Source organism: Hymenobacter sp. J193, assembly GCF_024700075.1.
GTDB lineage: Bacteria > Bacteroidota > Bacteroidia > Cytophagales > Hymenobacteraceae > Hymenobacter.
The window spans coordinates 3947605-3961759 of record NZ_JAJONE010000001.1; the positions used below are offsets into that span (position 1 = coordinate 3947605).

Annotated in this window: 7 protein-coding genes; 1 reads left to right on the forward strand and 6 read right to left on the reverse strand. The window is 60.8% G+C overall.

Annotated elements, in window-relative coordinates; translation table 11 throughout:
• Positions 1 to 49 precede the first annotated feature (49 nt).
• The 6 genes from LRS06_RS17285 to galB all read right to left on the reverse strand — a co-directional run bounded on the left by LRS06_RS17285 (position 50) and on the right by galB (position 12011).
• Positions 50 to 889: a hypothetical protein gene (locus tag LRS06_RS17285; RefSeq protein WP_257872633.1), complete on the reverse strand. Its 840-nt coding sequence runs from the start codon at positions 887 to 889 to the stop codon at positions 50 to 52.
• Positions 890 to 891: 2 nt separating this feature from the next.
• A complete protein-coding gene (locus tag LRS06_RS17290) occupies positions 892 to 1776 on the reverse strand; it encodes a hypothetical protein (RefSeq protein ID WP_257872634.1) in 885 nt (294 codons plus the stop codon).
• Positions 1777 to 1805: 29 nt separating this feature from the next.
• Positions 1806 to 3203, reverse strand: a complete 1398-nt coding sequence (locus tag LRS06_RS17295; RefSeq protein ID WP_257872635.1) for a DoxX family protein — start codon at positions 3201 to 3203, stop codon at positions 1806 to 1808.
• A 103-nt stretch (positions 3204 to 3306) separates the two neighbouring features.
• Complete coding sequence (locus tag LRS06_RS17300; RefSeq protein WP_257872636.1) at positions 3307 to 4707, reverse strand: RagB/SusD family nutrient uptake outer membrane protein; 1401 nt, start codon at positions 4705 to 4707, stop codon at positions 3307 to 3309.
• Positions 4708 to 5058: 351 nt separating this feature from the next.
• Positions 5059 to 8103 carry a TonB-dependent receptor gene (locus tag LRS06_RS17305; RefSeq protein ID WP_257872637.1) on the reverse strand — a complete coding sequence of 1015 codons (3045 nt, stop codon included), beginning with the start codon at positions 8101 to 8103 and terminating at the stop codon, positions 5059 to 5061.
• A 1325-nt stretch (positions 8104 to 9428) separates the two neighbouring features.
• Complete coding sequence (galB, locus tag LRS06_RS17310; RefSeq protein WP_257872638.1) at positions 9429 to 12011, reverse strand: beta-galactosidase GalB; 2583 nt, start codon at positions 12009 to 12011, stop codon at positions 9429 to 9431.
• 288 nt (positions 12012 to 12299) lie between these two features.
• On the opposite strand from galB, the gene LRS06_RS17315 reads away from it, so the two are divergent.
• Positions 12300 to 14093, forward strand: coding sequence for a glycosyl hydrolase 53 family protein (locus tag LRS06_RS17315; RefSeq protein WP_257872639.1), 1794 nt, complete (start codon positions 12300 to 12302; stop codon positions 14091 to 14093).
• Positions 14094 to 14155: the final 62 nt, after the last annotated feature.

The following is a 14155-nucleotide window of genomic DNA, read 5'->3' on the forward strand; positions in this document are numbered from 1 at the left end:
TGCGAAGACTAACAACTGGTTTTTAACTCACACCTTCACCATTTCACCTCTAATACTGCCCGGCCGACAGCGTCGACTCCGACAAGGTATACCGGCGGTCTACGCGGTCCAACATCACGTAGAGGGAATCTTTCCGCTCATTGAGGCCGCGCAGCACCACGTGCCGGCCACCATCGGTGGTGTGGTAGGTTAGCGTCATCCGGTCGCGCTTTTCAGGCTTCTGCTCGGCTTTGATGCCCCGTTCGCGCCGGGTGCTCAGGGCCGCGGGGTTGATTTTGAGGGTTTCGTCGCCGATGCGCGCCAGGGCTTCGGGGCTGATCCAGCCGGCCAGCGAAGCCTGGTACTTGGCTTGCTGCTCGGCTTCCTTGCCCCCCACGTAGCTGCCGCCATAGTCGCCGCCGTAGCCATTGTTGTGGCCGGCCGGAATGCTGCTGCCGCGCACCTGGGCCGTGGCTTTTCCGGCTTCTTCCTCGGGCTGGCCGCGCCGACCTCTTTTGCCGGTGAGCACCTTGCTTTGCAGGTAGAGCGTGTGGGTTTGCGGGTCAACATCATAGTAAAACACGCGCTGCCCGCCGGCCAGACCAGTCGTTTCAAAGGTGCGGTTGATGTCGCGCATGGCCGCGCCGCCCCCGTTGGAGAGGTCGAGCTTATGCGGGCGGTTTACTTTGTAGGTGAAGCTGGTCCATTTCTCGAAGGTGGCCTGCTGCCAGCGCACACTGTCGAGCGGGGAGTAAGGCAGCACCTGCCCGTTGAGGCGAAACTCCGCCACGTTGTAGAGCCCGCGCAGCTCAGCAAGGCCCTTCTGGGCGGGCTGCTTGTAGGGGTCGTAGGTGAAGTTGAGGTACTCGAGGTAAGTCAGGTACCCCAGAAAGATACCGATAGTAGCCACCTTCAGCCCCAGCCGGGTGAAGCGTAGCCAGGCTTCCTTGAACTGGGGGAGTAGTGCCGGGGCACCGTGTACCGCTCCCGAATCAGCAGGTTGTAGAGGTTGGGCAGGTCTTGCACCAGCAGAAAGGCGGCCAGCAGCACGAAATAGGAGCTGTAGACATGCACGCCCCCGTCATAGGCGAAGTTCACGAACACGATGTCGCCCAATGCGCCCAGCAGCAGGGCCGCGCCCAGAAAGGTGGTGCGCCGGAAAAACAGCATGGCCCCCGCCAGCGTTTCTACCACGCCGGTAAATACCTGGTACCAGGGCACAATGCCGATTTGCAGCCAGAAGATTTTCTGGGCAGTCATGTCCCCAAAGTCACTGTTCAAAATGCCAATGGAGGGGTAGGGCATCTGCGTGGGGAACACCTTGGTGAACCCGAAGCCGATGATGCCGATGCCGGCCCGGAAGCGCACTAGCACGCGCAGCCAGTAGTAGAGCACCTCGTATTCTTCCTTTTTGCGGGACAGCAGCGTCCAGATCAGGCCAACAACCAGCGAAATGCCCAGGGCAATAAACCACTTGTCGTAGCCGAGCAGGGCCGGCGCTCCGCCTTCCGCGCCGCCCTTCAGAAAGAACGAAGGCGAGAAGCGGGCAATGTCGTAGACGTCGCGGTAGTGCCCGTGCAGCCAGTCGATGGTGAATAGGTTCTTGTACCAGCCCAGGTCGCTGGGCAGGGAAAGGAGAATGAAAAACGGGAAGGCCACCCGGAACAGCACGCGCTGCCAGGGTTTCCAGGGTCGGCGGGCGGCGGCCGTTTTAACGGTCGAAGGCGCGTACCTGGAGCGGCTGGCGGCCACCGGAGCCTCGGGGCCGGGTGCAAGGGTGAAAGAGGTGGTAGACATTGGAAAAGTCGTTTTCAGGTAGAGAAATGCTAGAGCTTCAGGTCCCCGCGGCGGCCGGTTTTGGCGGCTTCTTCGAGCAGGTGTTTCTTGTCGCGCTTTTCCAGCACCACCTGTAGGTCGCGGCCCTGCGCATCGGTGCCGCTGAGCGTGATGGTGCGGGCATCCGGGCGGGTAAGGCGGAGCGTGAGCTTATCGGCACCCTCACCTGGGTTGCGGTTCTGCAGGGTCAGCGTCTGGCCGTCGGAGCTTAGCTGGTAGGCGTAGTAGTGGCGGCCGGCGGCCCCGGCAAACTCGTAGTTGCGGTTGGCGTCCTGGGAATGAATGGCTTCGGTGTTGCTATGGTCGAGCACCACGGGACGGCTGGAGCGCACGCTGAGCGTGTTCCATTCTTCCAGCACTACATCCTGCCAGCGCTCCGGGTCGGTAGCGGAGTAAGGGCGCACCTGCCCGGCCAGCCGAAACTCCCGCACGTTGTAGAGGCCGGCCGCGTCAGGCAGGCCGGGCGTCTGGGGGTAGTGGTAGGGCCCGCGCTGATAGGCGGCGTAGGTTTTCACCCCGTACAGCCCCACAAACAAGAGCACGAAGCCGGCCTTCAGGACTTGCCGGCCCGAGCGTTGCCAGCCTTCGGGCAGCACCAGCTGAAAGCGGTTCGGAACAGCAGGCCGCTCCAACGTCAGCAGGTCGTTTACACGGCGGGCATCGTACCAGAGCACCACCAGTGCCAGGGCCAGCAGGTAGAAGCTGTACACGTACTCGCCGCCCTCGTAGGCCAGGTTGGAGAGAAACACGTTGCCCAGAAACGAAATGCTGAGGAAGGCCCCGATGCTAGCCGTGCGCCGGTTCAGCAGCAGCACCGCGCTTAGAATCTCCACCAGCCCCAGAAACGACTGGTACGAAGGCACGATGCCCAAACTCAACGAGAAAATCTTCCAGTCGCTCAGGTCGCCGTAGTGGGTATTGAGCAAGCTCAGGGAAGGCGGCGGGGACTGCATGGGGAAGAGCTTGAGGAAGCCATAAGCCAGCAGGCCCGCCGCCAGCCGGTAGCGCACCAGCACCCGCAGCCAGTAGTACAGGGTGTTGTACTCCGGGCGGCTTTTGTCGACCAAGCTCCAGACCACCGCACCCACGGCAGCCAGCAAAGCCACTACCGCCCAGTTGAGGAAGGTGTCGGGGCCGTCGAAAAAGCGTGGGCTGTAGTGCGCCACCCGGAAGATGTCGCCGAAGGAGAAGCCCGACCAGTTGGCGGCTACGTCGCGGTAGTACTTCCAGTCGAGGGGCAGCACCTGCAGGGCGAAATACAGGAAAGCAAAGCGAAACAGGGCTTTTTCGTAGCCCGCCCACTGGTGCTCAGGGGCGGCGGAGCTTGTCGGCTCTACGAAACGCGGCCGTTCCAGCACCGGCGCGGCGGGGGATAAGGTTGTGCTCATGGGAGTGTAGAAGGAGGTAGCAGAAAATTCAATTCCTGTGTTTGGGAATTGTCATGCTTCGACCAGCTCAGCATGATGGTCTGAATAGTATTTGAATGCCGGGCTAGTACCCTTCGTTTTGCTTGAGGGCCGCATCAACCTGCAGCTGGCTGATGGGAATGGGCAGCACCAGGCGGAAGCCGGGCAGCGGAGCGTTGGGGTCCAGCGGGTCTTTGAAGAGGGTCGTGGCCCGGCCGGTGCGCGCCAGGTCAAACCAGCGGTGGGGCTCTAGGGCAAACTCCAGCCGCCGCTCGTCTTCCACGGCCAGTAGTGCTTCCTCCGGTGTGGCCGCAGTACTGGCTTCCAGCCCGGCGCGGGCCCGCACGGCGTTGAGGTCGGCCAGTGCTTCGGTCAGTTTGCCTTGCTGTGCCCGCGCCTCGGCCCGAATCAAATACAGCTCGGCAATGCGGAAGATGTAGCTGGGGTCTGAGGCAGGGCTGCGGTAGTAGAGGTTGCCGTACCAGGTGGTGCTGTTCAGCGCCGCAATCAGCGTGCTGCGGCCGTTGGGTGTGTTGTTCGGCGCAGTATTCAGCAGGCCCACCAGCGCATCGTTCGGGGCCCACTGCCGGGTGCCGCCGTTGGCTGTCGGCTGCCACTGCCCGCGGTGGCCGTTTACCTCGGTGGTGCCGTTGTAGAACACCTCAAACACCGACTCGCGGCTGCCGCGCACGTTGCCCGCAAACCAGGCGTTGAAGGGCGCTACCAGCTGGTAGTTCGCGTCGTCGCCGACCAGGCGGCTGGCATAATCCTCAGCTTGGGCCCAGTTCTGCTGATACAGGTACAGCCGCGCTTTCAGGGCCCACACCGTTTTTTGGGTGGCCCGGTAACGGTCGTTGGTGGTCACGGTGGCGGGGTTGGGCAGCAGGGGTTCGGCCGCCTCCAGGTCGCGCAAGGCATGGGCGTAGGTTTCGGCCTGCGTGGCGCGCGCAATGCCCTGGTTGGAAGTAGCCGTAAGCGTAGGCGCAGTGATGATAGGCACCCCGCCGAAGGTGCGGGCCAGGTCGAAGTAAGCCAGGGCCCGCAGGAAGTAGGCCTCGCCCACGTACTGGTTGCGCAGTGCCTCGGTCAGCAGCGGGTCCGTCACGCCGGGCACTTTGCTGATGACGTGGTTGGCGCGGTTGATGGTCACGTAAATCGACGACCATACGGTGCTGATGGTGGAGTTGTCGGCCCGCACGTTGTGGTTGATGAACTCCTGCACCTGCGACTGGGTGCCGGTCCACTTCACGTTGTCCCCGGTCAGGTAGCCGATGCTCTGGAAGCTGGTGCCGTAGTAGCCGCCGCTGGCCAGGGCACTATACACCCCGTTGAGGGCCGTAGCGGCCGATTTCTGGTCGGTAATGGTCTGGTCGTCGGCTACCGATTCGCGGGGGGCCACGTCAAGAAAGTCCTCGCAGGCCGATACGCTGAACGCCAGGGCAATGGAAGCGAAAAGAGCGACGGTTTTTAGGTAGGCAGTAGACATGAGAAGTCAGGAGATAGAAGTCAGAAGAAGTTGTGGAAGCCGGAAGTCAACGGCTCATTGCCAGCTGCCCTGATACAGACAGGGTAAGGCGAAGCCGGCTTGCGCGGGTAGAGTACCGGCTGCGCAGAGCGCCCGGCAGCCGGTACCGGAGACGCTCTGCCCCGGTGCTCAGCCTATGTCAGCCAAGGATATTCGGCATGTCATTGCTTTGCATTCCGAGTGTCATTGCCAGACATTCGAAATGTCTGCGGCAGATATTCCGAATGTCATTACCAGACATTTCAAATGTCCTTGGCAGACATGCGACGTGTCTCCGGCAGACATTTAGAATGTGAATGGCTTGCATGATGCTTAGAAGGTGGCGTTTATGCCCACCTGCACGCTGCGCGGCTGGGGCGGGGTGCCCAGGTCGATGCCCTGCTGGTTGGCGTCGCTGCTGGCCGCCGACTCCGGGTCGAGGCCGCTGTATTTGGTGAGCAGGGCTAGATTGGTGCCCTGGGCATACACCCGCACCGACCCATTGAAGACCCCGCGGGTAAGCGAGGCGGGCAGCGTGTAGCCCAGGCTCACGTTGCGCAGGCGCACAAAGGAGCCGTCTTCCAGCCAGCGGCTGCCCCCGTCGAGGTAGTTGTTCACGTTGATGCCATCGGGACGAGGGATGTTGGTCTGGTCGCCGGGCTTCTGCCAACGGTCCAGGTTGCTGGCGAAGATGATGCGGGCCTCGTCGCGGGCGCCGCCGCCTTCCCCGAAGAAGCGGTTGTGGTTGTACACTTCGTTGCCGTACTGGAAGGCTATGAGCACGTTGGCATCAAAGCCTTTGTAGTTGATGGAGTTGCTTAGCCCGCCGAAAAACTTGGGCCAGATGCTGCCCACGATCTGCCGGTCGGCGGCCGTAATCTTGCCGTCCTTGTTCACGTCCTCATACACGGCGTTGCCGGTTTGCGCATCCACGTACAGCTGCTTGTACACCCAGAAGGAATACAGCGGGTTGCCCTGCTGCTGCAGAATCAGGTCGCGGCTGCCAAACTTGGTGGGCGTGGCCAGCTTTTCGATGTTATTGGCGTTGCTGGCCACGTTTAGGCTGGTGTTCCAACTGAAGCCTTCGGTACGCACGTTCACCGTGTTCAGCACAAATTCCAGCCCTTTGTTGCTTACTTCCACGGCGTTGGCCCAGTAGCCCCCGAAGCCCGTGGTAGCCGGCTCGGCCAGCTGAATCAGGCCGTTTTTGGTGTATTTATAGTAGGCATTCACTTCCAGCCCCACCCGGCCCTCGAAGAAAGCCACGTCCAGGCCCACGTTGGCCTGCGAAGTCTGTTCCCACTTCAGGTCGGCGTTGGCCAGCTGCTGGGGCGCAATGCCGGCGCTGCCCAGGTAGTTGGCCCCGCCGGCCCACAGGCCCCGGGCCGCAAAGTTGCCGATGCCATTCTGGTTGCCGGTGATGCCATAGGAAGCGCGCAGCTTCAGGTCGCTCAGGAAGGCCACATCCTGCAGGAAGCTTTCCTGCTTGATGCGCCAGGCTGCGCCCACGCTCGGGAAGTAGCCCCACTGGTTGTCCTTGCCGAAGCGCGAGGAGCCATCGGCCCGGAAGCTCACGTTCAGCAGGTACCGGTCGTCGAAGTTGTAGTCGGCCCGCCCGAAGAAGGAGGCCAGCCGGTAGGCCGACCAGTTTTTGGTGCTGCTCGTGACCGAGGCAGCCGAAATTTCCCGGAAGGCATTGTTGGGGAAACCCGTGCCCTGCGCAAAGGTGCGGCCGTTGGTGTCGCTCTGCAGCCCTTGCCCCAGCAGCAGGCCCAGGCCGTGCTTGCCCAGCTGTTGGCGGTAGGTCAGCGTGTTTTCGTTGAGCAAAGACGTGTACTGGGTGATGCTGGAGGTGGCCAATCCGCCCACGCCGGCCCCGGCAATGAGCAGCGTGTTCCAGTATTCTTCCTCGTCGTAGTTGTTGTAGTCGACCCCGAAACTGGTGCGGAACTTCAGGTTAGGCAGCAGCTGCACGTCGCCGTAGAGGTTGCCGATGTAGCGCAGGCTAGTGGAGTTGACGTCGTAGTTGTTGATGAGCAGCTCCACGTTGTCGAAGCTGGCGCGGCCCACCAACTGCCCCTTGGCATCGTAAGGCGAAAGCAGCGTGGGCGTATGCAGAGCAGCCTGCAACAGCCCGCCAGCCGGCCCGTCGCCGGCGCGGCCCTCGTTGCGGAAGGTGCGCGAAAACGAGTTGCTCACCCCAATCTGCACCTTATCGGAAAGCTGCTGGTCGAGATTCACCTTGAAGCTGGCCCGCTGAAACCCGATGGGCCGCAGAATGGACTCCTGCCTGGTGTAGCCCCCACCTATGTAATAGCGGGTGCTGGCGCTGCCCCCGGCCACCGACAAATCGTAGTTCTGCAGGCGCGCCGTGCGAAACACCTGCCCCAGCCGGTCGAAGGTTGGCTGCTCTTCCGGCAGCCCGCGTCCACCCGCCGCTACGGGCCGGTAGGGCACGTTTTCGGTGGTGTGCGGGGTAGAGCCGGTGGTGTTCAGCCAGTTTTCGTTTACCAGTCGGGCGTGCTCAGGGCCGGTGGTCAGGTCCCAGAGCTTAGCGGCTTTGGCCCAGCCCTGCGACACGTTCAGGCTGATGCGGGGCTTCTGGTTGTAGCTGCCGCGCTTGGTCGTAATCAGGATGACGCCATTGGCGCCGCGGGCCCCATACAGGGCCGTGGCATCGGCATCCTTCAGCACCTCCACGTTTTCGATGTCGGCGGGGTTGAGGTCGGCAATGGGGGAGGAGGCCTTGCCGCCGGTGCTGATGGTTTGCAGGCTGTTGTTGTTCATAAACACCCCGTCCACCACGTACAGGGGCGTGTTGGAGCCGTTGATGGTAGTAGCTCCGCGCACCCGCACGTTCACGGCCCCGCCCGGCACCCCGGAGTTCGATGAAATCTGCACCCCCGACACCTTGCCCTGCAGCTGAGCATCGAAGCTCCCCACGGGCAGCTCCTTGGTGTCTGAGGGGTCTACCTTCACGATGGAGCCCGTCAGGTTTTTGCGCTGCTGGGTGCCGTAGCCCACTACCACCACCTCATTGAGCTGGCCCTGGTCGGGCACCAGGCGCACCGTCAGGCTGGCTGCCCGCGAGGCTTTGATTTCCTGGGCTTTGTAGCCGATAAAAGATAAAATGAGGGTGGCATTTTCTTCCACGGCCGGCAGCGTGAAGGTGCCGTCGGGGGCCGTGGTTGTGCCATCGGTCGTGCCTTTTACGCGCACCGTCACGCCTGGCAGGCCGGCCCCGCTTTCGTCCAGTACTTTACCGGTAACCGGCCCCGCCGCAGTTGCGTGGCTGAGGCGGCCGGAAGTAGAAGGCGTCGCCCCTGTCGTCCCGGCAACGCCTAGCGCCAGTATAAGAAAGGGTAAATGATGTTTCATGGAAAGAAGAGGGTTTTTGACTTTTCGGGTAGCCTGCCGCCAGCGCGGGTTGGCGTTGCGCATCGGTTTGGCGCCGAGTCCGCAGTATGGAGGAATGGAGTTCGGCGAAGCAGTTGTAAGGCCTTGCCGTTATAGAACTTTGCCGGATACCGGGGATACAGACACCCCGGTTGTTACCCCAATCAGGCTTTGCATATCTGCTTTCAGGCTGAGCAAAGCCGTTTTATCACAGCCGGCTAGCAGGCTGGATAAAGCGCGGGATTTAATTCTGGAAGGAGAAAAAAGCGGGATATGCTGTCCGCTACGGAGCCCCGGGGACGGGTGCAGCCATGCCACCGTACAAAACGGAGCAGGCCATAATGTGCCCGGCAGCCGGCTAAGCAAAAGAGAGAAGCACTAGGATTATGCTGCTGAAACTGAAAGCGCGTCACGTGCTTTTGCACTGTGCGCTGCCCGCTTTGGCATCAGCCATTACCGCCCTGCAGGCGCGGTAATCAGGCTAGCCCAAGCTATTTGGGGCTTATGTGTAGCAGTCAGACTGAACAGGGGTAGACCTCGCTCAACAACACCGGCTTACGACCATGCCCATACACTCCAGAGCAGCGCGGCAACAACAGCCCGGCTGAATGGCAAAGGAGGCAGATGGCAAAGCGTACGGTTGGATGTTAGCGTCCACAACAACTTGCTTCATGTGGTCAGGGCTTTGCTTCCTTTGGGAAGGCGGCCAATTGCCGGCACGTGTTTAAGTTGATTGCTACGTGCCGCTGTCTAAGAACAATCCTGCTTAGGCAAGGATTGGTACAGCAAATGTAGAAGACGTTTTTCTGAAAACGCAAATGGCTTTCTGTGTTTGCTGCTGTATAACAGTGCTATAAGCTTTTGAAAAGGCTTCGGGTAGATTTTGGCATCATAACGAAAGCTTATAAATTTCCCGCTTGCCGGATTCAACGAGAATAAGTTGTCTGCTGGCAATTTTTCCGGTAACAGATGGCGGATTGAAAAAGATAATAGCCTCATTCTGCGTTCTATAGAGTGGATTTTATCCAGTATATATCAGATTTAGACAGATTGTTAGGCAAATACTTGCGGCAAGCCATAAGCGTAAGGCATATAAATTACCTGGAGTTATATGGTATAACTTAAAGTTATCAAGCGAGATGAAAAATAATTGTCAAATTTTTTTATCGTCCAACCTATTCAACGTGTGGCTACTGCTCTGAAAGCGCTTTTTCACGAGCAAACTATCTGCTGCATAGAAAAAGCCCCTACCAGATCATCCATCCTGGTAGGGGCTTCTTTACCAGCCGGTAAGGCCACCGAGGAACCTAGTTTACTGCCTTCTTCTGCGTTTGCAGCTTGATTGTAGCGCCTTTCAGGCCCGGCGCAGTGGCTTTCAGCTGTACTTCCCCGGCTTGCTCGGCGGCCTGCACAATGGCTACCAGCATTCCCTGGAAAGCCTTCATGCGCGGCTGATGAAAAACTTCCAGGTTGGTGGCGTCGCCATTGGCTACAGCCCGAAAGCGGCCCGCCCCGCTCACCTTGAACTGGAGTTGGGGAGTGGCTTCGGGGCAGAGGTTGCCCTGGGCGTCTTCCACGCGGGCCGTCACGTAGGCCAAGTCCTGGCCGTCGGCAGTGAGGTTGGTGCGGTCGGCTACGAGACGGATGTGGTGGGGCTTGCCAGCGGTGCGCACTTCCTTTTCGGTCACAGCCTTGCCGGCGTCGTCATAGGCTACCACCTTGATGCTGCCGGGCTGGTACTTCACCTCATTCCACATCAGGCGGTAGCGCGTCTGGGGCTGGTCGGAAGAAGCTTTAGTCTGGCGGCCCTGGCTTACGCCGTTCACAAACAGCTCGGCCGAGGGGTAGTTGGTATAGGCGAAAACGGGCGTGGTCAGGCCTTCGCGACCGGGCCAGGTCCAGTGCGGGAGTAGGTGCAGTGTGGGCTTCTCGGGGTTCCAGCGGGCCCGGTACAGGTAATAGCGGTCCTTCGGAATGCCAGCCAGATCAAAGATGCCGAAGTAGGAGCTGTGCGAAGGCCACTTTTCGTCGTAGGGCCACGGCTCCCCCAGGTAGTCGAACCCCGTCCAGACGAACTCGCCCAGATTGTACGGCAGATCATCCTGCATCACGAATTCCTCGTCGGGCGTCTGCGACCAGTTGCTGGCTTCCAGATCGTACGACGACGACTGGTTGTCGGGGTACTGCTTGTCCTTGGCTTTCACCACGGGAAACTTGTACACCCCGCGTGAGCTGACAGTGGAAGCCGTTTCCGAGCCCATCAGCATGCCCTGGGGCAGCTTGCCGTAGGCCTCGGCGTAGCGGTGGGGCTTGTAGTTGAAGCCCGGCACGTCGAGCAGGGCGGCAAAGCCATTGCTCACGGCCGCATCGAACTGGTCCATGCCGGCCGTGACGGGGCGGGTAGGGTCTTCGCGGTGCACAATATCCTGCAGGCGCCGGGCGAGCTTGGTGCCACCGGGGGCCCACTGGTCGGGCACTTCGTTGCCGATGCTCCAGAGCACCACCGAGGGGTGGTTCCGGTCGCGGTGCACCATGTTCACCACGTCTTTTTCCGACCACTCGTCGAAGTACTGGCTGTAGCCGTTCTTCACCTTGGGGGTTTTCCACTCATCAAACGCCTCCACAATGAGCATAAAGCCCATTTCATCGGCCAGGCTCACCAGCTCCGGGGCCGGCATATTGTGGGTGGTCCGAATGGCATCGGCGCCTAATTCCTTAAGTAGAACAAGCTGCCGGCGCAGGGCCGCCGTGTTGACGGCCGCGCCCAGCGGGCCCAGGTCGTGGTGGTTGCACACACCTTTGAACTTGCGCGGCTGCCCGTTCAGCGAAAAGCCTTTTTCCGGCTCAAACTTGAAAGAGCGAATGCCGAAGCGCGTCTGGTACTCGTCGGTTAGCCGGAAAGCAGTATCGGCCCGCGCATCTTTGACGTAGAGCCGCGAAACCGCTGTGTAGAGCGTGGGGGTTTCCGGGCTCCAGAGTTGAGGCTGAACGATGGTGAAAGCCTGCTCACACACGGGCAAGCCGCTTTCCAGCGGCGTGCTGCTGGTGGCCACCACCGAGCCGTCGGCCGTCTGAATGTCCGTATCGAGGCGCAAAAACAACACCTTCTTCATGGCGCCCCGGCCAATGTGCTCGTCGTGGCTGCCTTTCACGTCGATTTCCGCTCCTTTGCGGCCGATCAGCCGGCCAGGCGGCACGGCCACTTCGGTAGCCAGCTTTACCCGGGCGTAGTCGGCCGTAACTTCCGGCGTGGTGAGGTAAGTGCCCCACACCGGAATGTGCACCTCATCGGTGACGATGAGGTGGACGTTGCGATAGAGGCCGGCCCCGGGGTACCAGCGCGACGACTCGGGCTGGTTTTGCAGGCGTACGGCCAGAGTGTTGCGCCCGTCGGGGCGGAGGAAGTCGGTGATGTCGAAGGAAAACGAGTTATAGCCATAGGGCCAGTAGCCTACCTCGCGGCCGTTCACGAACACGTGGGCGTTGCTCATGGCCCCATCAAACAGCAGCACGGCCCGCTTACCCGGCCCGAACTGCGGCACCTCCAGCCGCCGCCGGTACCAGCCTGTGCCAATGAACGGCAGCCCGCCGGTGCGGCCGGCTTTGGTTTTGGCTTCCTTCTCGTTGTTCTGCTCGATGCGGACTTTCTGCAGGTCGTTGCGGCTGTCGAACGGCCCGTAGATGGCCCAGTCGTGGGGCACCTGCACGGTTTGCCACCTGGCGTCGGGGAAGTTGGGGCGAGCCGCGTCGGGCAGGTCGCCCTGGGCAAACTTCCAGTTAGAGGTCAGCAGGTATTCCCGCCGCGCCTGGGCAGAGGCTACCAGGGAAGACGCCAGCAAGGCACCGGCCAGCATACCGCGCCGGGCGTACCGGGCAATAAAATCCTTCATGGGTAAGGGGAATAGAAAAGCAGGATGAAAGACAGGGCACGTAAGCCAGCAGGTTTTGGTGGAGGAAATCCTTTGGGAGCACCAATGGGTTTTGCCTTCCACATTCCTTACCTTCGTGCAAACGTTTGCACGAAGGTAAGCGCTTCACCAATAATATAGCCACCTAGTCTATTGCAGTGTTGCACAATCGGTTGTTCATACGTAGTTGTGTTTTTTTTGCAGTTGGTTGGAAAACAACCCAAAAGCTACTTGTCTTTCCCAATAGAATTTACCCGTCGGCCTTTTCACATGAAAAAGTTTCTCCGCGCAGTGAACGTCCGCCAGCTATTTCTTGTCGGGCTCTTGTTGGGCAGCGCCTGGCTTCGCCCAACGCTGGTGTCGGCCCAGACCTTTGCCAAGGGCGCCGACACCAGCTGGCTGCAGCAGATGGAAGCCAACGGCTACAAGTTCTACGACGAGCAGGGCGTGCAGCAGGACTGCTTTCAGCTGCTCAAGGACAAAGGCATCAACTCCATCCGGCTGCGGGTGTGGGTCAATCCGTCGATGGTGGACTGGGTGAACGGGCACTGCAGCCCCGCCGAGGTAGTGGCCATGGCTACCCGGGCCAAAGACATGGGGTTCCGCCTCATGATTGACTTCCACTACAGCGACAGTTGGGCTGACCCCGGCCAGCAAACCAAGCCCGCCGCCTGGAAAGACCATACCTTCGCCCAGCTGCAGCAGGACGTGTACGACCATACCTACGAGGTACTCAGCAGCCTGAAGGCCAACGGCGTGACACCGGAATGGGTGCAGGTCGGCAACGAAATACCGGGCGGCATGCTGTGGCCCGAAGGCAGCACCGCCAACTTCGGACAGCTTACCCAGCTCATCAACAAAGGCTACGATGCGGTGAAGGCCGTTAGCCCCACCAGCAAAGTGGTTGTTCACCTTGATAAGGGCAACGACAATGCCCGGTTCCGCTCGTTTTTCGACAAGCTCAAGGCCAACGGCGGTAAGTACGACGTGATAGGCCTGTCGTACTACCCTTACTGGCTCAACCAGGACTATACCGTTTCCCTCAGCAGCCTGCAATACAACCTTAACGACATGGCCAGCCGCTACGGCAAGCAGGTGGTCGTGTCGGAAATAGGCGGCGACTGTGCCAACGAGCCCCAGAAAGTGTACGACATGCTGGTGGCGGTGCAGAACGCGGTGTTTGCCGTGCCCAACAGCCAGGGCCTGGGCGTATTCTACTGGGAGCCGCAGGGCTACCGCAGCTTCAGCGGCTACCAGCTCAGCGCCTTCAGCAACGACGGCAAGCCCACCGCGGCCCTGAATGCCTTCCTGGTGACGCCCACACTCCCACCTACCACGCCCACGGGCACCAACGTGCTGGCTAACCCCGGCTTCGAGGCCGACGGCGCCACGCAGACGCCCACGGCCTGGTCGAGCTGGGCCAACACCGCCGGCAACTACGCCGCCGACAAAACTGAAACCGGCGGCCAGGCCAGCCCCTACCGCCTCACGCACTGGCTGGGTTCCGCGTACCAGGCCAGCACCTATCAGCTTAAAACCGGCTTGCCCAATGGCACCTATATGCTGAAAGCCTGGGCCATGAACGGAGGGGGCCAGAAAGCCTGCCAGCTGTACGCCAAAAGCTTCGGGGGCGCCGAAATGAACGTGGCTCTGCCCGTTGCCAGCACCTGGACGCAGATTCAGCTTACGGGAATTCAGGTAACGAACGGGCAGTGCGAAATCGGCCTGTGGTCGGACGCCAACGCCGGCAACTGGTGCAGCCTCGATAACGTGGAGCTGTTTGCCACACCCACAGCTACTGCCGCCAGCGGCCAAGCAGTGGGTGCGGCCCGCGCCAGTCTTTACCCCAACCCCGCCACGGAAACCCTACACGTTGAGTTGCCCTTGGGGGCGCCAGCTACTACGCTGCGCATCTACTCCGCCACCGGCAAGCTGGTGCTGACGCAGGCGCTGCAAGGCTTCCGTCGGCAGGCGGTGGACGTTTCCCGGCTGGCCGCCGGCTTGTACCAGCTCCGGCTGGAAAGCGCGGGCCATACGGAAAAGCATACGTTTGTAAAGCAGTAGCCAGAAACCTGCCGCTTGGGGTAGCCCACTTCCAACTGCTGTTTCCTGAAAAGGGAATATGC